The organism is Pseudomonas sp. BCA17, from assembly GCF_004519405.1.
In the GTDB taxonomy this organism is placed as follows: domain Bacteria; phylum Pseudomonadota; class Gammaproteobacteria; order Pseudomonadales; family Pseudomonadaceae; genus Aquipseudomonas.
Genome location: NZ_SGWI01000002.1, coordinates 101,688 through 127,610, shown reverse-complemented (window position 1 = coordinate 127,610; position 25,923 = coordinate 101,688). Strand labels below are relative to the sequence as shown.

At 58.7% G+C, this 25,923-nt stretch carries 26 protein-coding genes; 22 read left to right on the top strand and 4 right to left on the bottom strand.

The features are described from left to right. The 19 genes from EXW71_RS09365 to EXW71_RS09275 all read left to right on the top strand — a co-directional run bounded on the left by EXW71_RS09365 (position 1) and on the right by EXW71_RS09275 (position 16,381). On the top strand, positions 1–477 hold the full coding sequence (locus tag EXW71_RS09365; RefSeq protein WP_134658164.1) for a head-tail connector protein: 477 nt from the start codon (positions 1–3) through the stop codon (positions 475–477). Beyond that, positions 477–818 carry a phage head closure protein gene (locus EXW71_RS09360; RefSeq protein WP_134658162.1) on the top strand — a complete coding sequence of 114 codons (342 nt, stop codon included), beginning with the start codon at positions 477–479 and terminating at the stop codon, positions 816–818. Before EXW71_RS09365 ends, EXW71_RS09360 begins: the two co-directional genes overlap by 1 nt. Continuing rightward, complete coding sequence (locus EXW71_RS09355) at positions 808–1,290, top strand: HK97-gp10 family putative phage morphogenesis protein (protein ID WP_134658160.1); 483 nt, start codon at positions 808–810, stop codon at positions 1,288–1,290. Before EXW71_RS09360 ends, EXW71_RS09355 begins: the two co-directional genes overlap by 11 nt. After that, positions 1,290–1,655: a DUF3168 domain-containing protein gene (locus EXW71_RS09350; protein ID WP_134658158.1), complete on the top strand. Its 366-nt coding sequence runs from the start codon at positions 1,290–1,292 to the stop codon at positions 1,653–1,655. Before EXW71_RS09355 ends, EXW71_RS09350 begins: the two co-directional genes overlap by 1 nt. 64 nt (positions 1,656–1,719) lie before the next feature. Beyond that, on the top strand, positions 1,720–2,217 hold the full coding sequence (locus EXW71_RS09345; RefSeq protein ID WP_134658156.1) for a phage tail tube protein: 498 nt from the start codon (positions 1,720–1,722) through the stop codon (positions 2,215–2,217). Next, the gene (locus EXW71_RS09340) at positions 2,217–2,552 is read left to right on the top strand and encodes a phage tail assembly chaperone family protein, TAC (RefSeq protein WP_044275214.1); all 336 of its coding nucleotides are present in this window, start codon (positions 2,217–2,219) and stop codon (positions 2,550–2,552) included. The genes EXW71_RS09345 and EXW71_RS09340 overlap by 1 nt, the downstream gene beginning before the upstream one ends. A 32-nt stretch (positions 2,553–2,584) precedes the next feature. Next, positions 2,585–2,848, top strand: coding sequence for a hypothetical protein (locus tag EXW71_RS09335; protein WP_134658154.1), 264 nt, complete (start codon positions 2,585–2,587; stop codon positions 2,846–2,848). An 80-nt stretch (positions 2,849–2,928) separates the two neighbouring features. Continuing rightward, positions 2,929–3,294 carry a hypothetical protein gene (locus EXW71_RS09330; protein WP_134658152.1) on the top strand — a complete coding sequence of 122 codons (366 nt, stop codon included), beginning with the start codon at positions 2,929–2,931 and terminating at the stop codon, positions 3,292–3,294. A gap of 93 nt (positions 3,295–3,387) precedes the next feature. Continuing rightward, positions 3,388–6,387 carry a phage tail tape measure protein gene (locus EXW71_RS09325; RefSeq protein WP_134658150.1) on the top strand — a complete coding sequence of 1,000 codons (3,000 nt, stop codon included), beginning with the start codon at positions 3,388–3,390 and terminating at the stop codon, positions 6,385–6,387. Continuing rightward, complete coding sequence (locus EXW71_RS09320; protein ID WP_134658148.1) at positions 6,387–6,731, top strand: phage tail protein; 345 nt, start codon at positions 6,387–6,389, stop codon at positions 6,729–6,731. The genes EXW71_RS09325 and EXW71_RS09320 overlap by 1 nt, the downstream gene beginning before the upstream one ends. A gap of 54 nt (positions 6,732–6,785) precedes the next feature. Further along, positions 6,786–7,490: a phage minor tail protein L gene (locus EXW71_RS09315; protein ID WP_134658146.1), complete on the top strand. Its 705-nt coding sequence runs from the start codon at positions 6,786–6,788 to the stop codon at positions 7,488–7,490. 2 nt (positions 7,491–7,492) lie between these two features. Then, positions 7,493–8,275, top strand: a complete 783-nt coding sequence (locus EXW71_RS09310) for a C40 family peptidase (RefSeq protein ID WP_134658144.1) — start codon at positions 7,493–7,495, stop codon at positions 8,273–8,275. After that, a complete protein-coding gene (locus tag EXW71_RS09305) occupies positions 8,272–8,859 on the top strand; it encodes a tail assembly protein (RefSeq protein ID WP_134658142.1) in 588 nt (195 codons plus the stop codon). The genes EXW71_RS09310 and EXW71_RS09305 overlap by 4 nt, the downstream gene beginning before the upstream one ends. A gap of 53 nt (positions 8,860–8,912) precedes the next feature. After that, positions 8,913–12,842, top strand: coding sequence for a phage tail protein (locus tag EXW71_RS09300; protein WP_134658140.1), 3,930 nt, complete (start codon positions 8,913–8,915; stop codon positions 12,840–12,842). Positions 12,843–13,176: 334 nt separating this feature from the next. After that, on the top strand, positions 13,177–13,875 hold the full coding sequence (locus tag EXW71_RS09295) for a hypothetical protein (RefSeq protein WP_134658139.1): 699 nt from the start codon (positions 13,177–13,179) through the stop codon (positions 13,873–13,875). A 62-nt stretch (positions 13,876–13,937) separates the two neighbouring features. Next, entirely contained in the window at positions 13,938–14,699 is a 762-nt protein-coding gene (locus EXW71_RS28865) for a hypothetical protein (protein ID WP_177421585.1), read from the top strand. A 2-nt stretch (positions 14,700–14,701) separates the two neighbouring features. Beyond that, positions 14,702–15,262, top strand: coding sequence for a tail fiber assembly protein (locus EXW71_RS09285; protein WP_134658137.1), 561 nt, complete (start codon positions 14,702–14,704; stop codon positions 15,260–15,262). A 58-nt stretch (positions 15,263–15,320) separates the two neighbouring features. Next, entirely contained in the window at positions 15,321–15,854 is a 534-nt protein-coding gene (locus tag EXW71_RS09280) for a glycoside hydrolase family 19 protein (RefSeq protein WP_134658135.1), read from the top strand. Then, a complete protein-coding gene (locus EXW71_RS09275; protein ID WP_134658133.1) occupies positions 15,851–16,381 on the top strand; it encodes a lysis system i-spanin subunit Rz in 531 nt (176 codons plus the stop codon). Before EXW71_RS09280 ends, EXW71_RS09275 begins: the two co-directional genes overlap by 4 nt. Here EXW71_RS09275 and EXW71_RS09270 read toward each other — a convergent pair. Continuing rightward, positions 16,362–16,691, bottom strand: coding sequence for a hypothetical protein (locus EXW71_RS09270; RefSeq protein ID WP_134658131.1), 330 nt, complete (start codon positions 16,689–16,691; stop codon positions 16,362–16,364). The two genes, EXW71_RS09275 and EXW71_RS09270, sit on opposite strands and share 20 nt — an antisense overlap. 514 nt (positions 16,692–17,205) lie before the next feature. Between EXW71_RS09270 and EXW71_RS09265 the strand changes: the two genes are divergently transcribed. Continuing rightward, positions 17,206–18,849, top strand: coding sequence for a Na+/H+ antiporter (locus tag EXW71_RS09265; RefSeq protein WP_123714888.1), 1,644 nt, complete (start codon positions 17,206–17,208; stop codon positions 18,847–18,849). Between the two features lie 12 nt (positions 18,850–18,861). On the opposite strand, the gene dapC is transcribed toward EXW71_RS09265, so the two are convergent. From dapC to map, 3 genes are all read right to left on the bottom strand, one after another. After that, on the bottom strand, positions 18,862–20,061 hold the full coding sequence (dapC, locus tag EXW71_RS09260) for a succinyldiaminopimelate transaminase (protein WP_134658129.1): 1,200 nt from the start codon (positions 20,059–20,061) through the stop codon (positions 18,862–18,864). A 107-nt stretch (positions 20,062–20,168) separates the two neighbouring features. Further along, complete coding sequence (locus tag EXW71_RS09255) at positions 20,169–22,871, bottom strand: [protein-PII] uridylyltransferase (protein ID WP_134658127.1); 2,703 nt, start codon at positions 22,869–22,871, stop codon at positions 20,169–20,171. A gap of 63 nt (positions 22,872–22,934) precedes the next feature. Next, positions 22,935–23,717 carry a type I methionyl aminopeptidase gene (map, locus tag EXW71_RS09250; RefSeq protein WP_060754035.1) on the bottom strand — a complete coding sequence of 261 codons (783 nt, stop codon included), beginning with the start codon at positions 23,715–23,717 and terminating at the stop codon, positions 22,935–22,937. Positions 23,718–24,105: 388 nt separating this feature from the next. Between map and rpsB the strand changes: the two genes are divergently transcribed. Beyond that, positions 24,106–24,843: a 30S ribosomal protein S2 gene (gene rpsB / locus EXW71_RS09245; protein WP_003172263.1), complete on the top strand. Its 738-nt coding sequence runs from the start codon at positions 24,106–24,108 to the stop codon at positions 24,841–24,843. A 202-nt stretch (positions 24,844–25,045) separates the two neighbouring features. Then, the gene (gene tsf, locus EXW71_RS09240; RefSeq protein ID WP_123714890.1) at positions 25,046–25,909 is read left to right on the top strand and encodes a translation elongation factor Ts; all 864 of its coding nucleotides are present in this window, start codon (positions 25,046–25,048) and stop codon (positions 25,907–25,909) included. The last annotated feature ends 14 nt before the right edge of the window (positions 25,910–25,923 follow it).

The window sequence follows — 25,923 nt, the reverse complement described above, 5'->3', positions numbered from 1 at the left end:
ATGAGCGTGATCGACATCGAACTGGCCATGAAGCATCTGCTCGCGGAGCCTGAGGACCAGGACCTGGTGCAGTCGCAATTGGACGGCGCCGAGGAGGCTGCTCAGCAGTTCCTTCAGCGCCGGTTCTTTGCCGATCAGGCCTCTGTGGATCTCGCAAAGTCCACCACTCTTCAGCGGACCCAGGCGGCGCGCGCCACTTACCGCGCCGCGCTGATTGTGGCTGATGCCCCTGAAAACTCTGACGACCGTTGCCGGCTGCGTGAGCGTGCTCGCCAAACTCTGGCGGACGCCTTCGAGGCTATCGACATGGACGAATTCGGGATAGTGATCAATAAGGGTATCCAGGCGGCGTGCCTGCTCAAGCTTGGGCACCTGTTCGCGAATCGTGAAGAGGTGGTGACGGGGACCATCGCCACCGAGCTGCCACTGACCAGCAAGTCCCTGCTGATGCCGTATCGCATCCGGATGGGTGTGTAATGCGCGCCGGTCGGTTGCGGCACCGCATCGATATCCAGAAGCCGGTGGTGGAGCGCGACCCAGAAGACAACACAGAACTTCCCGTGAGATGGGAAACCGTCTGGGAGCGTTGCCCAGCGTCGGTTGAGCCCTTGAGCGCAAGGGAGTTCTTGGCGGCCCAGGCTACTCAGTCCGAGGTGACAGCCAAGATTGTTGTTCGGTACCGCGCGGGCTTGCTCCCCACGATGCGTATCATCCATCGCGGTGAGGTTTACAACATCGCCGGCGCACTGCCGGACAACGTTTCAGGCCTTGAGTATTTGACGCTGCCGGTCAGCAAGGGCGTAAACGATGGTCGATGAAGTCAAGTTCAGTTTGATCGGCATCGACAGTCTGCTCGGAAAGCTGTCCACCGTGAACGATGAGGTTAAGCGCAAGACCGGCCGCACCGCGCTTCGGCGTGCTGCTGAGATGGTTGCCAAGAACTTCAAAGAAGGTGCCCGGCGTTGGGATGATCCGGACACTGGGCGCTCTATTGCGGACAACATCGTCCTGCGTTGGAACGGACGGCTGTTTCGCCGTACTGGTGACCTGGGCTTTCGCGTTGGCGTGCTGCACGGCGCGGTGCTGGTCAAAAACGGCAGCACCGAGAAAAGCGCACCGACACCGCATTGGCGTCTGCTTGAGTTCGGTACCGAGCATATCGCTGCTGACCCTGTGGCCCGCCCAGCCCTGGAAGATCATATCGGCGAAGTCACCAATGAGTTCGCCACTCAGTTCGAGAAAGGCCTCGACAGGGCAATACGTCGGGCCGAGAAGGCCAGGAGCAGCTGATGTTCGCACCAATCAACGCCGTGTGCGCCCTGGACGCTGGGGTCATCGCAGTCCTGGGCTCAACCCCGCAGCGCCTTTATCCATTCGGCGACGCACCACAAGATGGGCAAAAGCCTTACGCGGTATGGCAGACCATCGGTGGTGACCCCGAGAACTACCTGGCTGGGCGCCCAGACACCGACGGCTACACGTTGCAGGTCGATGTGTACGCCACGACTGGAAAGGATGCCCGGGCCGTTGCCAGGGCAATCAGGGACGCAATTGAGCTGAAGGCCTACATCATCCGCTGGGGCGGAGAAAGCCGCGACCCTTCGACAAAGAATTACCGGTACAGCTTCGACGTGAGCTGGCTCGTTCCTCGATAACGCTTCAACCCACACCAACCCCGCCGAGTGCGGGTTTTTTTATGCCCGACATTTGGAGAACGCCATGTCGATCCTTTCCCAAGGAACCCAGATCTACGCGCTGGTCCCGCCGCTTTCCGGCACCGGGCCTATGACCGTCATGGAAGTTGAGTGCGCTACCAGCTTCGACCCGGGCGGTGCGCCGGCCGAACAGATCGAGGACACCTGCCTGTCCGCCGACGAGCGCAGCTACAAGAAAGGCTTGCGCACTCCGGGCCAGGCTTCGCTCGGCCTCAACGCTGATCCAAACAACGCGAGCCATATTCGCCTGCATCAGCTCTCCGAAGCTAACGGTGATACGACCATCAAGTGGGTAGTGGGCTGGTCGGACGGCAAAGACATCGTTCCGACGATCAGCACTGAAGGCGACGACTTCGATCTGCCACCGACCCGCACCTGGTTCGCTTTCCAGGGCTACGTGGCCGACTTCCCATTCACTTTCGCGCAGAACGCCGTAGTTGCATCGACAGTGTCGATCCAGCGCTCGGGCGGTTCCGCCTGGATTCGTAAGGCCTCCGCATAATGGAACTGAACATCGCGAACCTGAAGAAATCGAAGGCGTTCACCGCCCGGCCTGTGGCCAAGGAAATCGAGTGGGAAGGCGCCAAGTTCACCTGCTACGTCCGGCCCCTGTCGTACCAGACTGCCGTGGGCGACATCGCTGCCCACCGTGGCGCTGACCCGCTGGCCTGCCGCATTGCCTCGAGCATCTGTGATGCAGAGGGCAAGGCAGTGTTTACCGTGGCCGACATCACCGGTGAGGCAGATCCGGAGAAGGGCGCCCTCGACCCTGACCTGACCAACCTGCTGCTGATCGCCATCGGCGAGGTGCAGAACTCGGGAAAGAAGAAGCGCTAGACCCTTCGGATGAGTTGTGGTGCGAGCTGGTCATGAATGGAATCGGCGGCCGCACCATTGCCGAAGCGCAGGAGCGCATGACCTATTCCGAGTTTGTGGTCTGGATGAAGTTTCGCGCCAAGCGCGGATCGCTGCACCAGGGCATGCGGGTCGAGATGGCTCTGGCGCAGTTCCAGGCGTTCTACGTGAATTCGAAAACCGGCAAGGACGCGCCGAGGCTGTATCAGCAGGACTTCGCACCTCACATGGATCCTCGTATCGAGTCGCTGGAGGAGGCGCTCGCGGTTTGGGCCTGACGGCGAGCAATGATAGTCTTTCTCTTTTTAACTCTAGGTGTGATTTTTTCACGCTTAACCATGGAAGAGGAAGATGCATTGTGAGAATTTTCAAGTTGGTTGCGGCAGCAGTTTTTTTGCTCGGTGCGATGAGCGCGCACGCTGAAAAGACTGACTTAAAGCTTACTGGTAGCCAGGGGGTTAACTTCTTTTTCACGATGTCTAATCCTTGGGCGTCAGACAAAGTTTACATTCTCAACACTGCAGAGAGGTTTTGCGCAGACAAGCCTGTTTGCATTGCTCATTTTTATCTAACCGGAACTGCTGCGCCAAAGGGCTTTCCTCTGAGTGATAGCGAGGTTGAGGTAGAGATTGCGACATACAATAAAAATAAAAACACTGGGCTAAATAGGATCTTGTGGAACTGCTCTAAGTTTTCAGGAGTTCCAAGCAGTAGCTGTTTCTGATTTGTGAAGTTTATAAAAAGTACTTAACTGTTAAGTCTTTCAGTTAATACAAGGCCCACCATCTGGTGGGTCTTTTTTTTGCCGGAGGAAAGTATGGCAGGATCACTTGGCACTCTAACCCTAGACCTGATTGCCAAGATTGGCGGCTTCACCGGCCCAATGGATCAGGCCGGAAGAGCAGCAAAAAGATCGTCTAAAGAGATTGCTGATTCGGCAAATGAAGCTTCCTTGGCTTGGAGCGCACTTGGCGAGGTTGCCGCAGGCGTGGTGGCTGGTTTTTCGGTCGCAACTATTTTCGGTCGGTTTATTTCAGAAACAAAGGGTGCTGAAAGAGAGCAGGCTCAGCTAGGCGCAGTTCTTCGATCTACTGGTGAGTCGGCTGGGTTTAATCGTGATCAGTTGAACGCCATGGCGGACGCTATGCAGCGTGCGACAACATTTTCTGGTGGCGATATCAGCCAAGCCCAGACGACTCTACTTGCTTTCACCGGCGTTATTGGGAATCAGTTCAATCGCGCTCTCCAGTCCGCTGCCGATATGGCTGCACGAACCGGTGTATCGGTGAAAGATGCAGCAGAGACAATCGGTAGGGCCCTTGATGTACCTTCGGAGGGGCTTACCTCTCTAAGCAAGCAGGGTTTTCGATTCACCGAAGAGCAGAAGAAAATGGCCGTAGCCATGGAGTCTACCGGCGATATCGCTGGTGCTCAGGGCATAATTCTCAAGTCTCTGGAAGAATCATATGGCGGTGCGGCCGCTGCTGCCCGAGACACTTTTGGCGGATCTCTTGATGCTTTGCAAAACACCATCTCAGGCTTACTCACCGGAGACGGAAGTCTTGACTCGGCGAAGAGCGCGGTTAGCTCGCTTAACGAAGCACTTTCTACACCTGGCGCGAAGGCAGCAGTCGATGCGTTAGGAAAGGCTGCTGGAGTTCTAGCGGTCGTATTGGCTGCAAGGCTAGCCAGCGCAGCAGCTGCGACGGCCGTTTCATTTGCTGCCGCGTCGGTTGAAGCCGTTCGCTATCAACTGGCACTCGCCAGAATGGCTGGGGTGTCAACGGCTGCCGCTGCAGGCCTGGTCGGAATTGGAGTTGCGGCCCGCGCAGCGTCCGCGGCAATGGCTTTGCTTGGCGGTCCCGTGGGTATCGTCATAACGGCAGCTGCGGCGCTTGCTTACTTCATGTCCACCAGCAACGACGCGAAAGAAAGTGCGGGGGCATTGGCTGACAAGGTTGACTGGCTCAATAAGTCATTTGATGGATTTACCAAGAACCAGGCAAAGGCGGCGCTCGCAGGAATCAGCGAGGAATATCGCTTACAGGGTTATGCGATTGATTCTGCGCAAACCAGGGTGCGCCAATACCAGATGAACTTGAAGGCCTTTCCTAAGGACGACAGGGTTCGCGAGTGGAATGAGGGGCTGATAGAGCAGTCCGCAGTTCTTGATACTTTGAAGCAAAGCTTCTCCGCGCTTGGCGTGCAGATGGCTTCGCTCACGAGCCGTATCGAGGCGCCAGATACGACGATCGGTTCAAAAGTCTACGAGGAGATGTCAAAAAAGATTCAGGAGCAAATCCTTCTCGCAGGTAAAAGCAGTGAAGCCGACAAGCTAGCGGCGCGAATCAAAGCCGGTCTTGTCGAGGGCCTTAAGGCTGGCGAAGGGGACTTGCTTGTCGCCTCCCAGAAACGTGCGGATGCAGCGATTAAAGCCGCCGAGGCAACTAAGAAGGCAGACGATTCCGCCAAGGCGTCAGCCAAGTCAGCTGCCGAAGCCCTGGCAAAACGCGGTGTTGATGCTGAGGAAAACTACCGCCGTCAAATCACGCTCATCGATGAGACTACCGGCAAGCAGGGCAAGGCGACCGAAGTCGCAAAGCTCGCCTTCGAGTTGGAAACCGGAAAGCTGAAGGGCGTCAGCGTTGAGCGGCAGAAGGTGCTGAAGGACCTGGCTGCTGAGTTGGACTCGAAGGTCAAACTCAAGAAGCAGAACGAGCAAGACCTGAAGCTGGCGACCCTGGCCGCCAACCTCAAGGACAGCAACACCATTGTGAAGCAGGGCTTCGACATGGAGTTGGCTGGCGCAGGCTCCGGGGAAAAGCTCAGGGGGCGCCTCAAGGAAGACCTGGCGATCCAGCAGGACTACGCCAAGCAGCGCGCCGAGATGTACAAACAGTACAAGGAAGCCGAACTGCTGGGCGACCCTGACGCCAAGGACACCTACGACAAGGAAACCGCTCTGCTCGAGGAGGCCCTTGCCGAGCGCATGGTCATCCAGCAGGACCACTACAACCAGCAGGATAAAGCCCAAGCCAACTGGATGGACGGGGTCAGTGATGCCTGGCAGAACTACGTCGATGCTGCGACCAACTACACAGCAATGGCTGCCGATGCCACATCCTCGATACTGGATAGCGCCAAGGGAGGGTTAAGCAATTTCCTGTCTGATGTGATCAGCGGCGCCGAATCTGCCGACAATGCGCTCGGCGACCTGGTGGCGAACTTCGCGAAGTCCACGCTGCAAGCGCTTTCTGACATGGCTGCGCAGTGGCTGGTGTATCAGGCGGTGCAGCTCTTGGTGGGTAAGTCCACCCAGGCAAGTGCAGCGCCGATGCTAATTGCGAACGCTCAGGCTACCGCCTCCCAAGCAAGTCTTGCGGCCTACGCCTCGACCGCTGCAATCCCAATCATTGGCCCGGCTGCTGCGCCTGCAGCGGCGGCATCTGCGGCTCTTGCCACTGCTCCAATGGTGGCTGGCGTTGCCAGTGCTGCTCTTGCAGGTATGGCGCACGACGGCATCGATGCGGTACCGGAGACGGGAACCTGGCTGCTTCAAAAGGGCGAGCGGGTAACCACGGCGGAGACTAGTGCCAAGCTGGACAAGACGCTTGATCAGCTGCGCGCAAACTCTGGTGGCGGTGGTGGTGGAGGTATTCACATCAGCGCCCCAGTTAGCGTGCAGGCTCAGCCTGGCATGAGCGGGGATGATGCTCGCAAGCAGGGCGAAGCGATGGGCCAGGGTCTGGTCTCGGAAATCCGGCGAGTGCTTCAAGGTGAAATGGGGCAGGGCGGCATGCTCTGGAGGCGAGTCTGATGGCGGAAACATTCAGCTACTGCGTTCAACTGGGCGGCGACGGAGAGACTGACCAGCGCACATGGGAGAACGATTTCGGCGACGGCTATACCCAGGCTGGCGGCATCGGCATCAACACCAAAAGCGAGAACTGGAACCTGACGCACTCTGGCGTCATGGCTCCCGGTGAGGAGTTGCTGAAGGTGCGAGATTTCATCGACCGGCACGAAGGCTACAAGGCGTTTATCTGGACGCCGCCGGGCGGAACCCAGGGGCGATACCGCTGCAAGGGCTACAAGTCCAAACCGCTCGGCGCTGGCCTGTGGACGCTCTCGTTTACCTTCAAGCAGACCTACACGCCTTAACCGCAAACCTCACCAGACCCCGCCAAGTGCGGGGTTTCTTGTTTCTGGGGCCCTATGAATTACAACACCGATATTCAAAAGCTCGAGCCGGGTAACCAGATCCGGCTGTACCAGCTGGACGCTACGCACCTGGGGGCAACGGTTTGGCGCTTCCACGGCCATGCCCACGAGGGCGACATCATCTGGCAGGGCCAGTTGTATTCGCCGCTCCAGATCGAGGCCAAAGGCTTCGACATTCGCGGGGATGGCCGACCGGCCACACCAACGCTGCAGGTGGACGACGAACTCGGCGGCGTGCGCGGGGCGATCACCGCCCTGTGTTTCCAGTTCCGCGACTTGGCCGGCGCTCGGGTGAAGGTGATCGAGACGTTCCGCCACTTCCTGGATGCCGCCAACTTCCCCGACGGCAACCCGGAAGCCAGCAACCAATCGAAAACGAACCTCTGGTTTATCGAACAGAAGACCGAGGCGCTACCCAGCATCTCGGTCACGTTCTCGCTGTCGAGCCCCACGGACATGGAAGGCCAGATGCTGCCGGCGCAGCAGATCACCAAGCTTTGCCGGTGGGCCTGCCGTGGCGGGTACCGGCAGGAGGCCTGCGCCTACACCGGCACAGCGATGTTCGACAAGAAGAACCAGCCCACCGACAACCCGGCACTGGACCGCTGCGGCGGTTGGTGGAGCAGCTGCAAGCTTCGGGGCAATACTCGCCGGTTTGGTGGGTCCATGGGCGCGAGCCTTATCGCAAGTTCGAGGTAGCGATGCGCATCAATCAAAAATTACAGGACGAGATCCGCGCGCACGCCGAGCAGGCCTACCCTGCCGAAGCCTGTGGTGTCCTGATCAAGTCTGCCACTGGGCGTGAGTACGTGCCCTGTGGGAACCTGGCCACCACGCCGCGCGAACACTTCCAGATCGATCACAAGGACATGGCCCGGGCGGAAGATCGTGGTGAGGTGCTGGCGATCATCCACAGCCACCCCGACAAGGCGCCGACGCCGAGCATGGCCGACCGCGTCAGCTGCGAGTTGCACGAATTGCCCTGGGGCATTGTCGGCTGGCCCGGCGGTGACTTTGAGTGGTTCAAGCCTTCGGGCTTCCAGGCGCCGCTGCTGGGCCGGGACTTCTCCCATGGGCTGCTTGACTGCTGGGCAGCGTGCCGCGACTGGTACGCGCGCGAGGCTGGTCTGGAACTGCCGAACTTCGAGCGCGCCGACATGTGGTGGGAGCAGAAAGACGGGCCAAGCCTCTACGAGGACAACTTCGCGGCCACCGGTTTCTACCAGGTCAACGAGGCGCAGCGCGGCGATATGCTTGTCCTGCAAATCCCAACGCCGGGCCGGGAGTGCTACTTCCCCAATCATGCGGTGATTTACTTGGGCGACGAGCCGGCGCTCACCAGTGAGCCGGCGCCGAAGCTTGGCGGGTCTGGCCCGTTTATTTACCACCACATGCCCGGGCGCCTGGCTGCCCGCGAGATCTACGGCTGGTCGATGGCCAACCGCGTCAAACTCATTCTCCGGCACAAGGACTACCGCCCATGACGATGCGCACCATCAAACTCGGCGGGGTGCTGGGCAAAAAGTTCGGTAAGGAATACCACCTCGATCTGTACGGCGTTCACGACGCCACGGCGGCGCTGTGCGCGATGAAGCCGGGCTTTGAGAAGTTCATGCGGACAGCTCATGAGCGCGGCATGGTCTTCGCAGTGTTCGTCGACGAGCGAAATGTCAGCGAGCAGGAGCTGGAGCTGGTGGGGCGTGCCGAGGGTGACATCCGTATCCAGCCGATCGTGCAGGGTTCCAAGCAGGCAGGCATGTTCCAAACCCTGCTGGGGGTGGTGCTGATCGTGGCGGGCCTGTTCACTGGCGGCACCACCTCCACGCTGGGCATGGGCCTTCTCGCCGCCGGCGCTGCTGTTGGCCTGGGCGGCGTGGTGCAAATGCTATCGCCGACCACCAAGGCCAGCGCCGAGGGCAAGAACGACGACGGCAACAACCCCAGCTACGGATTCGGCGGAGCGATCACCACGATCGCCCAAGGCAACCCCTACCCACTGCTGTACGGCGAGCGCGAGATCGGCGGCGCGGTTGAGTCTGGCGGGATCTACACCCAAGACAACAGCTGATTCAGCAAACACAACCAACCCGCTTCGGCGGGTTTTTGCATTCTGGAGGGCGCATGAGCGCAGTAGAAAAGAAGGCGCGCCGCGCAGCACCTCGCAAGCGTCGGGCAGTGATCGGTAGCAAGGGTGGCCAGGCGAAGCAGAAACAGCCCAGCATCGCCTCGAACAGCGTGCCGTCGATCTCTACTGCGCGCATTACCTACCTGTGGAGCTGGGGCCCGATTGTTGGCCCGGTTGATGGCTTGCGCTCGGTCAAGTTGAACGGAACTGCAATCCAGGCGCCGGACGGCACGATCAATTATCCCAGCGCCAAGTGGCAGTTCCGCAACGGCGAGCTGAATCAGCAGCGCCTCGAGGGCATACAAGAATCCAGTAACGAGATCGACGTAAAGAAAGAGCTGGTCTTCGGCACACCTTGGTTGCACAGCATCACCAACTCGATGATCGACGCCGTGCGCATCCGCCTGAGCTGGCCAACGCTTCGCAGTCAGGACGCCTCCGGCAACATCAATGGCGTACGCATCGATTACGCGGTGGACATCTCCACCGACAACGGTCCCTACGTGCAAGTGCTGGCGTCGGCTGTGGATCGCAAGAACATCACGGAGTACGAACGTGCGCACCGGCTTGATCTGCCTGCTGGTAGTCGCTGGACCATTCGTGTTCGTCGCCTGACCCCGAATGCTAACTCCGACCTGGTCGTAGATCAGATGATCGTCAAGGCGATTGCTGAGGTGGTCGACAGCGACCAGGAGTATCCACTCACGGCTGTCGGCTGCCTCGAATACGACGCGCAGACGTTCGGCGGTGATATCGCCAAGATTGCCGTGCTGATGCGCGGGCGCATCATTCGTGTGCCGACCAACTACAACCCCGAAACCCGCACCTACGCAACGTCAGGCACCGGCACAAGCAACGGCATCTGGGACGGCACCTTCAAAGAGGCCTACACCAATAATCCGGCGTGGATCTTCTACGACCTGGTGCTGCACCCTTACTACGGATTGGGCGACCGGATCGACGCCACAATGGTTGATCGCTGGGCGCTCTATCGCATCGCGCAGTACTGCGACCAGATGGTGCCGGACGGGAAGGGCGGCCAGGAACCGCGCTTCACCTGCAATCTGTACTTCCAGAAGCAGGCCGAAGCCTATGCCGTGCTGCAGGACCTGGCCTCGATCTTCCATGGCTTGGCCTACTGGGACGGCAGCCAGATTGTGGTCAATGCCGATATGCCGGGTGACCCGGTCTACACCTACAACCAAACCCAGATCCTCAACTCCGGGGCCATCAAGTACGAAGGCACCCGCGCGCGTGACCGGCATACACAGTTCATGGTCTCTTGGGACAACCCAGACCAAGGCTTTGAGACGGACAAGGAGCCCGTGTTTGATGATGAAGCCATGGTCGAGCTGGGCGGCATCGTGCGCGATACCGCTATTGGCGCGATCGGGTGCACATCCCTTGGGCAAGCGCAGCGTGCCGGGCAGTGGGCGGCTCTCACCGAGAAGCTACAGACCCAGGGCGGCGTGTTTCGTGTCGGCCTGGACGGCCATATTCCGAAGCCTGGTCAGGTCATTGCCGTCGCCGACCCTATGCTGGTTGGTCGGAACAACGGTGGGCGAATCGCTGCAGCCGCTGGCCGCGTAGTGACGCTTGACCGTGACACCGCTGTACCGGTGGGCGCGCGCCTGATGGTTAACCTGCCCAGCGGCAAGTCAGAGGGGCGCGTGGTGAAGTCGGTCGCCGGTCGCAAGGTAACTCTAATGGCCGACTTCAGCGAGCAGCCACAGGCCGAATGCGGCTGGATTCTCGACTATGAAGACCTGAAACTGATGCAGTTTTACGTCCGCAATGTCACGCGTCCAGAGTGGCACCAGTTCCAGCTCGAGGTGATCCAGCACGACCCCAGCAAGTTCGATGCGATCGACAATGGCGCAGTGGTAGACACCCGGCCAATCACCGGCATTCCGGTTGGCAGCCAGGACGCGCCGGCTCGCGTCATGCTCAGCCAGAACGTGGTCATCGAGCAGGGCATAGCCGTGACGGTCATGTCCATCGCGTGGGATGCAGCGCCCGGCGCCGTGGCTTATGACGTTGAGTGGAAGTGGGGCGCGCGAGAATGGATCACGGTGCCGCGCACCGGCGAACTTATGGTTGACGTGCGGGGGATCTACTCCGGCCAGTACATGGCCAGGGTACGCGCGGTGAGCGCACTCAACGTGTCGTCGATCCCTACAACCTCGGTGTTGACCAACCTCGAAGGCAAGGCAGGTAAGCCGCCGGCGGTGTCGTTTCTGACAACCACCAGCCTGGTCCATGGCATCGGCATCGAGTGGGGATTCCCACCAGGTGCTGAGGACACCCAACGGACGGAGCTCTGGTACAGCGAGTCGGCCGACTTGACGACGGCGACCAAGCTGAGCGACTTCAGCTACCCCCAAGCATCTCACGAAATGCACAGCCTATTGGCCGGCGCGAGCTTGTTCTTTTGGGCGCGCTTGGTGGACCGCACTGGCAACGTTGGCCCGTTTTTTCCGGTGCCCGGCGCCGTCAATGGCCAGGCCAGCACCAAGCAGAGTGATTATGAGGCGTACTACGCGGAGAAGATTGGCAAGGGCGCCCTATATCAGAGCTTGCGTGAAGAGATCGAGATGATTTCAGGTGATGGGCCAGGCTCTGTAAATGAGCGGCTTGAGGAGGCCAAGAAAGAGCTGGAGGATTTGATCAAGCAGGTGAGCGACGCGCTTGCCTACGACCCGGCGAAGCCATATTTGAAGGGTGACATTGTTCGGCTTGATCAGCGCCTCTACCAAGCCAAAGGGCCGGTGCCGGTGGGCGCCGCGCCTCCCAACGCTGATTACTGGATCGATATCGGCACCATTCTTGAGACCACTGATGCACTGGTGTCCCAGGTCCATATCATCGAAGCCAAGATCGAGGAAATCGACGGCAAGGTGTTGGCCACCGCCACATCGGTTGAGGCGTTACGGTCTGCTGCCCGTGGCGATGACGGCGCTGGCGATCTGGCAGACGCAATCAAAGGGTGGACGTCCACCGCAGATCTTGCCGTCGAACGTAAAACCCGGGCGACCGAGACCGATGCGCTGGCTCAGCAACTTCTCACCCTGGGTGCCCAGGTAGGTGACAACAAGTCGTCGCTGACCGTTCTGGAGCAGGTGGTGGCCAGCAATCGCGAGACTTCAGCAGCTCAAATCAACCAGCTGAAAAGCGATCTGTCTGCCGTCGACCAAAAGGCGATCGGCAATGCTCAAGCGATCACAAGCCTGGACACCAAGGTCACCAACTTGGACGGGAAGATCACATCACAAGCTTCGAGCAATGAGGCGCTGCGGGCATCCGTTCGCGGAGATGATGGCTCCGGCGACCTGGCTGGCGCTCTCAAAGCTTGGGACTCCACGGCAGCTATCAGCACCGAAAAACGTGTGCGAGCATCTGAAATTGAGGCTCAGGCCAAGGTTTCGGAAACGCTGCAGTCGAGCATCGGCCAGACAAGTGCGTCAGTGCAAACGGTGAGCGAGACGGTTGTGCAACTCAACGGCAAGGTGCTGGCTCAGACAACTATGAAGGCTCAGACAATTGTCGATGGCCGAAGGGTTGTATCTGGATTGGCCTTCGGGGCAAACGGTGATCAGTCGGAATTTCTGATCTTTGCCCAGCGGTTCGGCGTAGTGAATGAGGTGAACGGCAAGGTTGATCCGATGTTCGTCATCGAGAACGGCCAGGCCGTTTTCAACACAGCGATCATCAGCAAAGCGATCATTCAGGAAATCGTCCTGGGGATGGTCTTGCGGTCGCCTGCGGTGGATTCAAAAGGCCGTCCGCTGCTGGAAATCAACATCCCAGCGGGAACGCTAACCCTGCGCAGCTCTGGAACCGGTGGGTCGTCGCTGCTCAATAACGATGGCCTGACTGTGTTTGATGGAAATGAAGATAAGCGCGTAATGGTGGGGAGACAGTCCTGATGGAAGAGTACGGTATGTGGACTTGGGGGCCTGGAAACGTTCCTGAAATTACACCCAGTTCCTTCACCATGAGAACTGTGTATACCGCGGTTCTCTCACCTGCGACATGGGGGGCTGTCAAATACCTTGATATTGCCGTTGCGGGCGTCACCCCCGACAACGCATCAGCGTTCTGCGTGCTCGCTCAAGCCGCGTCACCTCTGAATGACAAACAACTTGAGCCCGAGGTGCTCAATGGAGTTGTAAGGGTCTGGAAAACGTTGAGAGGAGATCCCTGGGGGAACTCAGGGAGATCTTCTACGGTTATGCGATTGTTTGTAGTGAGGTTCAAATAATGGCCGACTCGTATGGTCTGTCTTTCACCGCCCCGCCTGATGATCGTGTAATTATTGACTCGGAATTTTTCCGGTTAATGGTTATCCACAAAGGCAGGTATGTCGGCACTGAGGAAAGTGGAAATTCTTCTACGACCTATTTCCCGACTCCGTTTACAACCCAGGAACAACCTCTAATTTTTATACGCCCGGACAGTGCCGCTGGAAATATCGGTATGGCGAATATAGAGGTGTACGGCAGTCCGGGTAACTGGACCGGATTCCGCATTCGGATATTTAACAACTACACAATCAAGCCAGTGGGTCGATGGTTTGCTGGCGTGTTTGGCAGTGCTTCAGTTGCAGAATTTGGGGCTCGAATCTGGGGGGCAGGACAGAAATTGATTTTCGACACCGGCACCCCGGCAGCACTTTTCGTAAGGGCGACCAACAGCTGGACGTACACGGGCAGTGGGCAGACTGGGCAAGGTCAAACTATTACGTATTTTCAGGCGCCCTTTACTATGGCGGAAGAAGAGTATGTGTTGATAAACAACATGGGCGTTGGAGTTAACACAATAGGTGTCGAAACAAATAGGCAAATTGGTTTTATTTGGAACTACCCTGGGCGAGTAATTACGGTCGCGGCTATAGGTATTTCTGGGTATAACGCCACATACATGGGCATAACTATCGTCGTTGCACGAATGACGTCTTAAACAAAATTTAACCACCAAATAGCCCGTCGTCGCGCGGGTCTTTTTTTGCCTGGAGAATGAAAATGGCTTCTTGGTTTTCAGAGGGGACCGTAACCGTTACGAACGGCAACGCTGTTGTAACTGGTGTGGGTACAAAATTTTCAAACTGTCGATCCGGTGACATGTTCGTCGGCCCAGATAACGGCATCTACCAAGTGATCAACCCGACAAGCGATACGGCGATCTCGATTTCACCGGTTTATCGCGGAGCAACCGCCGCTGGCGCTTCCTACGGCATTGTCCCGGTGAATGGCTACCCAAAGGCCCTGGCTGATGCGGTCAATCTGCTGGTTCAGCAGTGGGGCTCAACTCTGGCTGGCCTGGGCCCACTGTCTAGCGCAACCATTGCCCCGATCATCAATGGCGGGACAGGTGCGACAAGCGCGGCTGGAGCAAGAACTAACCTCGGGCTGGGGAATGTTGCCACGTTGAACACAGGGCGCGCGCCAGGAAACGTGCCCACTACGGAAATGATTGGCTATGTGGGTAGCCAGTCGACTGTGTCGTGGACGGCCGAGATCAATCCAGGCGTCGACAATAAGGTGTTTGCGTCTGCTGATTTCCCTGGCAACCCACAGGGTGGCAGCGGCCTCTACTACCGGCAGACTATTCAGTACGGCACCACAGGCAATCGCCTAATGATTGCTTGGCCATATGGTGTTTCTGGCAACACTGGCACCATAAAAATGCGCTCGATCTACAACGGCGCCTTCACGCCAGAAATTGAGCTTTATCACACAGGCAATACCACTCGTGCCCAAGACGGCACCTTGAAGGCGATCTGACCATGGCAAGAGCAGCAATTAATATAGTTGGCATCACTGGCGAGATATTCGATCTGACGTCGCTGGGAAGCCGCGAGGTGGACAGCTACCGTAAAGACGTCGGCATTTACTGCGTGACTGGCTCCTTGGGCTTGGTCCCGTTTCCACCAATAGACCAGGGCTGGGGATACTCGCTGCATCCGTCGGAGAACACGGCCAAGGTAGATGCGACCTTTTCTGAAGGTCTTCTCACCGTGACGGTCACAATGAACGGAGAGCCCTACGACCTAAAGACAATGATCACCCTTCACATCCTTGTTCCAGATCTGCCTCCGCAAGAAATTCAGCCAGCCCAACCGATTATTCCAGACCCTATTGAGTCTGCAAATTCCGAGATTGCACGGCTGCGGTCCATCGCTGACTACGCCATTGCCCCGCTGCAAGACGCAGTGGATGTCGATGAAGCCACGGATGCGGAGGTTGCCTCGCTCAAAGCCTGGAAGAAGTACCGAGTTGCGCTGAGTCGTGTGACCGACCAAATCGAATACCCAGATTCCGTCGAGTGGCCACAGGCTCCTGCCTAAGGCCCAATCGTTTACCGATGCCCGCCCTGAGCGGGCTTTTTTTCGTCTGGAGAAAAGTATGCCGATCACCGAGCAGCAGTTGCTGCAGATCCTCCCGAACGCCGGCCGCCAAGCTGGCGTTTTCGTTTCTGCGTTAAACACGGCGATGAATCGCTACTCCATCATTGGTCCGCCGCGGGCTGCTGCGTTCATCGCCCAGATCGGGCATGAGTCTGGCCAGCTGCGGTACGTGCGCGAGATCTGGGGCCCGACGGCGCAGCAGGCCGGCTACGAAGGCCGCGCCGACCTGGGTAACACCGTTAGCGGCGACGGTTCCAAGTACCGGGGTCGTGGACTGATCCAAATCACCGGCCGGGCGAACTATGCCGCGTGCGGTGAAGCGCTTGGCCTGGATCTGGTCAACGAGCCCGCGCTGCTGGAGCTTCCGCAGAACGCCGCGATGTCGGCTGCCTGGTTTTGGTCGACGAAGGGCCTGAACACACTGGCCGATCAGGGCGAGTTCGTGAAGATCACGCGGCGCATCAACGGCGGCGTGAATGGGTTGGCCGATCGCCAGGCGCTATACGAGAAGGCGTTGAAGGTGCTGGCATGACGCAGGTGCAGAAGCTGGCCGGCCTGGTCGTGATGATTTTGGTGCTGATGGCCAGTGCCGCCGGCGGCGCCTGGCAGATTCAGAACTGGCGCCTGGGCAAGCAGCTGTCTGAACAGCTATCAGCGCAGAGCGCCGCGCACCAGGGTCAGCTCGACGCCATCACCAACGAGGCCTGGCGTCAGCAGAAGGCCGAGCAGAGCAAGCGCCTGGCCATCGAGCAGCAGATCGCTGCGCAGGACCAACAACACGCTCAGGAATTATCCGATGCCCAACGCAAACAAGCTCTTCTGCGCGATCGTCTTGCCACTGCTGATGTCCGGCTGTCAGTCCTTCTCGACTCAGCGGATTCAGCCAGTGGCTGCAACGTGCCTTCCACCCCCGGCGCCTCCGGCGTGGTTCATGCAACCCGTCGAGCCCAACTTGACCCAGCGCATGCTCAAAGAATTATCGCCATCACCGACGACGGGGATAACGCCGTGATCGCGCTGCGGGCGTGCCAGGATTACGTCAGGACAATTTCACGGTAGGCCGGCCGACCCGCTGTCTAAGTTCAGCCAGCTCGCGCCGGTCGAAGTTTTTCGAGGTGGTGAGTTCAGCGATCTCCTTTCGCATTGCGGCAGCCTCGGCGCCGCGCTCTCGGAGATATCCAGCGAATTCGGCGTTCTTCGCCTGGACATCAAGTAGCGTCTGGCTGATGCAGAACACATCTGCCCTGGCTTTGCGAAGCTGCAGATTTAGTTCCTTGATCTCATTCTCCAGGATCAGGCAGTGCTGTTTGTACATTTCCAGAGGCGTGGGGAGGCCAAGCCACTCGCAGGTGTCTTCGTCGATGTTCATGCTGGGAAACTCAAATACTGTATGCGTATACAGTAATCGAGGTGGTACAGGTTTGGGGAGTGGTGTTCGTCGGCAGGACGCCGGTGGCGGGATTTCGCGTTGAAGTTTGTTCCCCAAAACGCAACCGTTTGGACCAATGTTTATTGGTTTTAGAAGAGTCGCAAAAGTGGGTGTTTTTGTAAGGTGTTTTTAGGGTCAAGGCCTTGATATTAAAGGCCTTGAGCGTTTCTTATTCGGCATCCCAGGCTTTGATGCCGAAAAGGTGCAACGTTTTGCTTGAAACGGTCAAGGAATTGCCCCCCTCTGATCTGATGTCGTGTGCCGATGAAAAACCAAAGGTCGGGATTATGCCACGACCAGCAGGCAAGGGTGCCGCTCGTCGTGATGGCATGCGACTAAGTGCGACTTATGTGCCAATGCCAGCGGGCAGCATAGGCAGCTAATATGGCACTTCAACGGCGAGTTGTTGCCTGATGTGTGTCGTTGCAAGTCGATTGTCCGGGAACCCCGCGTTATGCAAACCGCCTACACCGTTCTTATCCTGCTGATGCTGGTCAGCGTTTCGCGTCTTGTCGGACGTGTCATTCCTCTGCCGTTACCCTTGGTGCAGATTGCCGCGGGAGCGCTGCTCGCCTGGCCTACGCTTGGGTTGCACGTGGCACTGGACCCCGAGTTGTTCCTGTTTCTGTTCCTGCCGCCGTTGTTGTTTTCCGACGGCTGGCGCATGCCCAAGCGTGAGTTGTGGCAGCTGCGCGGCCCGATCCTCACGTTGGCGGTGGGGCTGGTGCTGTTTACCGTGGTCGGTGCCGGCTACTTCATTCATTGGATATTACCTACGATCCCGTTGCCGGTGGCCTTCGCCTTGGCGGCCGTGTTGTCGCCGACGGATGCCGTGGCGGTGTCGGCCATTTCCCAGAACCGTTTACCCAAGCCACTGATGCACATGCTCCAGGGCGAAGCCTTGATGAATGATGCTTCGGGTCTGGTGACGTTCAAATTCGCCCTGGCGGCCGCGTTGACTGGGGTGTTTTCCCTGGCGGATGCCAGCCTGACGTTCGTCCTGGTGGCCGTGGGTGGCCTGGCGATAGGTGTAGCGTTGAGCTGGCTGGTGGGGCGCCTGCGGGCCTGGATGATCGCGCGCGGTTGGGATGACCCGGCTACCCATGTGGTGTTCATGTTGTTGCTGCCATTTGCTGCCTATGTGCTGGCCGAGCGACTGGGCGCGTCGGGCATTCTGTCGGCGGTGGCGGCGGGCATGATGCAAAGCTGGCTCGACCTGTTGCCGCGTCAGACCAGCACCCGCTTGCTCAATCGAAGCGTCTGGTCGCTGCTGGAGTTTGCCTTCAACGGCTTGATCTTTCTGCTGCTGGGCCTGCAGCTGCCGGACATCATCAAGGCGGTGGTGAGCCATGAACCGACGCTGTGGCCGACCTTGCTGTATCGCTGCCTGGATGTGGTTGCGATCTTTCTGGTGTTGGTGGTACTGCGTTTTATCTGGGTGCAGAGCATCTGGCGGTTGTCGGGCTTGTTGCGCAGGCTGCGTGGGAAAAGCGAACTGACCCTGGTGCCTACGGCCCGCTCCTGCTGGTTGCTGACCGTGGGCGGTGTGCGCGGAGCCGTGACCTTGGCCGGTGTGATGTCGGTGCCTTTACTGCTGGCGCCGGGGCAGGACTTCCCTGAGCGTGACCTGCTGATCTTCATCGCCGCCGGAGTGATCCTGCTCTCACTGGTGGCTGCCTGCATTGCCTTGCCGTTGTTGCTGCGCGGCATCGAGCAGAGCCCCGATGAAAAGCGCCACCGCGAAGTGCGCGAGGCTTGGAAGAAGACCGCCGTGGCGGCGATTCACGCGCTGGAAGCCGAGGAACCCTTAGACGCCGTGGCCCCCGACGCTGCCCAGGCGGCACTGGCGACGGAGCTCAAGGCGCGGTTGATGTCGGAGTATCGCCACCAGTTGGAGGTCTTCAACGACTCAGCCGAAGCCCAGGCGTTGGCGCAGCAGATGGACTTGCTGGAACGCAAGTTGCGGCTCAAGGCCTTGCGGGCGCAACGCCTGGAGCTTTACAGCTTGAGCCGGCATCACCAGATAGGTGATGACGTATTGAGAGAGGTACTGGCGGATCTGGATATGAGTGAGGCGAACCTGGGCCATGTGAAATGACCCAGGCAACGCTTAGCGTCGACGCTGGATGAACGCACGAATCCGTTCAGCGGCTTCCACGCACTCCGCCAACGGCGCAACCAGCGCCATGCGCACACGGCCGGCGCCGGGGTTCAAGCCTTCCACTTCCCGCGACAGGTACGAACCCGGCACCACGGTCACGTGTTCTTCTGCGAACAGGTCACGGCAAAACGCAGCATCGTCGCCGTTCACATTCGGCCACAGATAGAAACCGCCATCCGGGCTTTGCACATCCAGCACCGGCTTGAGAATCGCCAGCACGGCATCGAATTTCTCGCGATACAGGTCGCGGTTAGCCTGCACGTGGGCTTCGTCCTGCCAGGCGGCAATGCTCGCCAGCTGGGTTTGTACCGGCATCGCGCAGCCGTGGTAAGTGCGGTACAGCAGGAATGCCTTGAGAATGTCGGCGTCGCCGGCCACGAAACCGGAGCGCAGGCCCGGCAGGTTGGAGCGCTTGGACAGGCTATGAAACACCACGCACCGCTTGAAATCCTGGCGGCCCAGTTCGACGCAGGCGCTCAACAGGCCCGGCGGTGGGGTTTGTTCATCGAAGTACAGCTCGCTGTAGCACTCGTCGGCGGCGATGACGAAGTCGTATTCGTCGGCCAGTGCGATGAGTTTCTTCAGGGTGTCGACGGGGATCAGCGCCCCTGTTGGGTTACCGGGCGAGCACAGGAACAGGATCTGGCAGCGCTTCCAGATGTCCGGCGTCACGGCATCGAAGTCCGGGTTGAAACCGTTGGCGTCCAGGCACGGCAGGTAATGCGGTTTGGCACCGGCCAGGAACGCCGCGCCTTCGTAGATCTGGTAGAACGGGTTCGGGCTGACTACCAAGGCGTCGTCGCCACGGTTGACCACGGTTTGAGTGAAGGCGAACAGCGCTTCACGGGTGCCGTTCACCGGCAGGATATTGCGCGCCGGGTCCAGCCAGCCCTTGGGCACGTTGAAGCGACGCTCGCACCAGGCGCCGATGGCCTCGCGCAGGGCCGGGATGCCCAGGGTGGTCGGGTAGACCGCCATCTGGTCGAGGTTGTCAGCCAGGGCCTTGGCCACAAATTCCGGGGATTTGTGCTTGGGTTCACCGATGGACAACGCAATCGGGCGCTTGTCCGGGTTCGGCGTGACGCTGCCCAGCAGGGCGCGCAGTTTCTCGAACGGGTAGGGCTGCAACTGGTTCAGGGCGTTGTTCATGGGTATCTCGTTCAATTCGTTGGTAACGCGGTCTGCCGGGGCAGCAGAACCAAGTGTGGGAGGGGCGAGTGCGAATCGTCGCACCGCCCCCCGCGCATAAGCCCCGTTCAAATCGTCAGGCGTGTCAGCTCGACACCGGGCTCCTGGGTTACGCTCAACTGCTGGACGATCGCTTCCTGCAAGCGCAGGCACAGTTCAGGGTCGGACAGTGGGTGGTTGTCGGCGTCGGTGATGAAGAACACGTCTTCCACGCGTTCGCCGAGGGTTGCAATCTTGGCGTTCTGCAGTGACAGGTCGAACTCCAGGAAAATCCCGCCGATACGTGCCAGCAGGCCGGGGCGGTCCGGTGCGCTGAGCTCCAGTACGGTAACCGGGCGCTGGGCGTCGTTGGAGATAGTGACCTGGGGCGCGAAGGCAAAATGCTTGAGCTGGCGCGGCACCCGGCGTTGGATGATCGTCGGATAGTCGTCGGGATTGCGCAGGGCTTCGGTCAGGCCTTCTCGGATCTTTTTCACCCGCGCCGGGTTATCGCCAATCGAGTCGCCGTCGGTGTCGAGCACGATGTAGGTGTCGAGGGTGAACTGGCTGCTGGAGGTGATGACCCGGGCGTCATGGATGTTCAGGTTGAGCTGGTCCATGGCGGCCACCGTCACGGCGAAGAAATCGTGCTGGTCGGGTGCGTAAATGAAGATTTGCGTACCGCCTTCGAATTCGCGCTGGGTGGTTTCCTTGATCAGCACCAGCGGGCCGCCGTCGGCCGGCTGCTGCAGGATGGCATCGGTGTGCCAGGCCACATCGCCGGCAGTGTGGCGCAGGAAATAATCATCGCCCAGTTGCGACCAGAGCTGCTCGACATCGTCGGGGTCGTTGCCGCCACGCACCAGGATATCCAGGGCCGCGCTTTGGGTGCGGCGGATCTGTTCTTCGCGATCCACCGGGTTTTCCAGGCCGCGGCGCAGAGCGCGCTTGGTCTCGGTGTACAGCTGGCGCAGCAGGCTGGCGCGCCACGAGTTCCACAGCGTGGGGTTGGTCGCGTTGATGTCGGAGACGGTCAGCACGTACAGGTAGTCGAGGTGAGTTTCATCGCCAACGATCCCAGCGAAGTCGTGGATCACCTGTGGGTCGGACAAGTCCTTGCGTTGGGCGGTGGTCGACATCACCAGGTGGTTCTGCACCAGCCAGACGATCAGGCGGCTGTCCCACAGCGGCAACTGGTGACGCTGGCAAAAGGCTTCGGCATCCACTGCGCCAATTTCCGAGTGATCGCCATGCCGGCCCTTGCCGATGTCGTGGTACAGGCCGGCCAGGTAGATCAGCTCTGGTTTGGGCAGCTTGGCCATGAGCTTGCTGGCCAGCGGGAATTTCTCGGATACCTGGGTGTACTGCAATTTACGCAGATGCTTGATCAGGTTCAGGGTGTGGGCGTCCACCGTGTAAATGTGGAACAGGTCGTGTTGCATCTGCCCGACGATAAAACCGAACTCCGGCAGATAGCGTCCGAGAATGCCGTAACGGTTCATCCGGCGCAGGTTGCGGTGGATGCCGATCTTGCACTTGAACAGCTCGATAAACAGGCTGGTGTTGCGGATGTCGTTGCGGAAGTTGTCGTCGATCAGGTGACGGTTTTCGCGCAGCAGACGAATGGTGTCGGCGCGTACGCCTTTGATTTCCGGCTGCTGGGCCATCAGCACGAAGATTTCCAGCATGGCGAACGGGGTGCGGCGAAATACGTTGTCGTTGCGTGCTTCGATATAGCCATCATGCAGTTGGAAGCGTGCATTGATCGGTTGCGGCGGCGCTTCATCTTCGGGAGCCAGGATCACTTCTTCGAAGTGCTGGATGATCAGGTCGCTGAGCTGGGCAATGCTCATGACTACCCGGTAGTACTGCTGCATGAAGCTTTCAATGCTGGTCTTCGCGTCTTCGCCCTCAAAACCCAACAGGGTGGCGATGGAGCGCTGATAGTCGAACAGCAGGCGGTCTTCAGAGCGTCCGGCGAGCATGTGCACGGCGTAGCGCACTTTCCACAGGAATTCCTGGGACGAAGCCAGCAGTGCATTTTCACTCTCTACGAGAAAGCCTTCGCCAGCCAGTGCCCGCAGGTTGAGGGTGCCGTATTGGCGGCGGGCGACCCACAGAATCGTCTGGATATCACGCAAGCCGCCCGGCGAGCCTTTGACATTGGGCTCCAGGTTGTACTCGGTGTCGTTGTACTTGTGGTGCCGGGCCTTTTGCTCGGCACGCTTGGCCAGGAAGAAGTCCTTGCTCGGCCACATGTCTTCGGTGCTGGTGACTTCCAGCATGCGCTGGCGCAGGCGTTCGGGACCGGCGATGGTGCGGCTTTCCATCAGGTTGGTGATCACCGTCAGGTCGGCGCGGGCCTCTTCGGCGCATTCGTCGACCGAGCGCACGCTCTGGCCAACTTCCAGGCCGATGTCCCACAGCAACGTCAGAAAGCGCTCGATGGAATCGCGAAAGGTCTCGTGGTCGGCGCTGTCCAGCAGGATCAACAGGTCGATGTCGGAGTAGGGGTGCAGTTCGCCACGACCGTAGCCGCCGACCGCCACCAGGGCGATATCGGCATCTTTACTCCAGCTGAACTGCTCCCAGGCCTTCTGCAGGATATTGTCGACGAACCAGGCGCGGTCCTCGATCAGTCGACGGATATCCCGGCCGTTGCGAAAGCGCTCATCGAGCACCTCGCGGGCCTGGCGGATAGCCTTTTTGAAGGCGGCGATGGGGCTTGCCTTCAATGCCAGTTCAGCCTGGAACTGGCCACGGTCGAAGAGTTCGGGGTCCACCTGGGGCATCGATTGGCTTTCCTTTCTATCTATCAGTCAGTCACACAGCGTTTGGGAAAACCAAACCGGGCTTTATGCCGAAAGGCGCGGAATCGTGTCATCCGAGCGCAAGGTGAAGATCTCGTAACCGGTTTCGGTGACCAGCAAGGTGTGTTCCCACTGGGCGGAAAGCTTGCGGTCCTTGGTGATAGCCGTCCATCCGTCGCCCAGGACCTTGGTATCGGCCTTGCCCTGGTTGATCATCGGTTCGATGGTGAAGGTCATGCCTGCCTTGAGCTCCATGCCGGTACCGGCGCGGCCGTAGTGCAATATCTGTGGCTCTTCGTGGAACACCTTGCCGATGCCATGGCCGCAGAACTCGCGGACAACCGAGAAACCGTTCTTTTCGGCGTGCTTCTGGATCACTTCGCCGATGTCGCCCAGGCGGCAGCCGGGTTTGACGATCTCAATGGCCTTGTACATGCATTCCTGGGTGACCTGGGACAGGCGCTCGGCCCAGACCGGCACGTTGCCGACGTGGAACATACGGCTGGTGTCACCGTGGTAGCCGTCTTTGATCACGGTGACGTCGATGTTCAGGGTGTCGCCGTCCTTCAACGGTTTGTCGCCTGGAATGCCATGGCAGACCACGTGGTTGATCGAGGTGCAGATCGACTTGGGGAAGCCCTTGTAGTTGAGCGGGGCAGGGATGGCCTTTTGGACGTTGACAATATAGTCGTGGCAGATACGGTCCAGCGCCTCGGTGGTAACGCCGGGCTTGACGTGTTCGGCGATCATTTCCAGCACGTCGGCAGCCAGTTTGCCGGCAACGCGCATGCCTGCGATGTCTTCGGCGGTTTTCAAGGTAACGGTCATACAGGCTCTCTCTAGCGCGATGCGCTGAAATCAATACGGTTCACGGTGTGCGGCAATAAAGGTTACAAAAAACGCACAAACCCCAAAAAACGCGATTCTAGCAGACGATGGCGTCAAATCATGAGCCTCTGATGATCGCTTCTCTCTATAAGGTTGGGCCATGTTGGCGCTATTCAAAGGCTCAGGCAAAGGCAGCGGGCGGCAAATGTCATTGCGGGTTTCGTTTTTTGACTTCTTGTGGTATAAAATGCGCCGCTTTCCGGGGATGCCCCGTGAAGCTTAAATCCACACACGTGTCGACACGATGACCTGGGTGCCGGAGGCCTTGATGCCGCTGGTTGGTCATTGGGATACGTGGAGGCCAAACCCGACTTATTAAGGAACTATCATGTCCCAAGTCAACATGCGCGATATGCTGAAGGCCGGTGTGCACTTCGGTCACCAGACCCGTTACTGGAACCCGAAAATGGGCAAGTACATTTTCGGCGCGCGTAACAAGATCCACATTATCAACCTTGAAAAAACCCTGCCAATGTTCAACGAAGCTCTGACTTTCGTAGAGCGTCTGGCCCAGGGCAAAAACAAGATCCTGTTCGTCGGCACCAAGCGTTCCGCTGGCAAGATCGTTGCTGAAGAAGCAGCACGTTGCGGTTCGCCGTACGTCGATCACCGCTGGTTGGGCGGCATGCTGACCAACTTCAAAACCATCCGTGCTTCCATCAAGCGTCTGCGTGACCTTGAAGTGCAAGCTGAAGACGGTACTTTCGCCAAGCTGACCAAGAAAGAAGCGCTGATGCGCTCCCGTGACCTGGAAAAGCTCGATCGTTCCCTGGGTGGTATCAAGGACATGGGCGGTCTGCCTGACGCACTGTTCGTAATCGACGTTGATCACGAGCGCATCGCGATCACCGAAGCCAACAAGCTGGGCATCCCTGTTATCGGCGTAGTCGATACCAACAGCAGCCCGGAAGGCGTTGACTACATCATCCCAGGCAACGATGACGCAATCCGCGCTATCCAGCTGTACATGGGTTCGATGGCTGACGCTGTAATCCGTGGTCGCAACCACGTTGCTGGTGGTACCGAGCAGTTCGCTGAAGAAGCTCCGGTAGCTGCCGCTGAGTAATTGACGCCCTGGCGTTGACTCAGTAAGCAAAAAGGGGGCTTGGCCCCCTTTTTGCCACCTCGAAAACCATTTGTTGGCGCTCACTTGTGGCAGCGCATCATTGCTCTGTAACGTGCGGCAGCCTACAAGGAAGATTCGGGAAGAATTGAACGCCCGTTTGATCGGGTGGAATGGTTGAAAACCTATCCAAGAGGATTTTGAAATGGCAGAGATTACTGCAGCGTTGGTTAAAGAACTGCGTGAGCGTACTGGCGAAGGCATGATGGATTGCAAAAAGGCCTTGACCAAGGCTGGCGGCGACATCGAAAAAGCCATCGACGACATGCGTGCTTCCGGCGCCATCAAGGCTGCCAAGAAAGCAGGCAACGTCGCTGCTGAAGGCGCAATCGCTCTGGTTGAAGACGGTAAAGCCGCAGTTCTGCTGGAAGTGAACTCGCAGACCGACTTCCTGGCTCTGCAAGATGACTTCAAGGCATTCGTTGCTGCCAGCGTCAAGAAAGCATTTGACGACAAGCTGACCACCGTTGAGCCTCTGATCGAAGCTCAAGAAGCTGATCGCCTGGTACTGGTCGGCAAAGTTGGCGAAAACGTCAACATCCGTCGCCTGACCCGCGTGGAAGGTGATGTTGTTGGTGGTTACCTGCACGGCAACAAGATCGGTGTAGCTGTTGTTCTGAAGGGCGGCGACGTTGAGCTGGCCAAAGACATCGCTATGCACGTAGCGGCGACCAACCCTGAATTCCTGCTGCCATCGGAAGTTTCCGCTGAAGCGATCGAACGTGAGAAGGGTGTGTTCCTGACCCTGAACGCCGACAAAATCGCCGGCAAGCCAGAAAACATTGTTGAGAACATGGTCAAAGGCCGTATCAGCAAGTTCCTGGCTGAAGCGAGCCTGGTTGAGCAAGCGTTCGTCAAGAACCCTGAAATCAAGGTTGGCGAACTGGCCAAGAAAGCCGGTGCTGAAATCGTTTCCTTCACTTACTTCAAAGTAGGCGAAGGCATCGAGAAGCCGGTCGACAACTTCGCTGAAGAAGTTGCTGCCCAGCTGGCTGCCGCCAAGCAATAAGACAGTTTTCAACT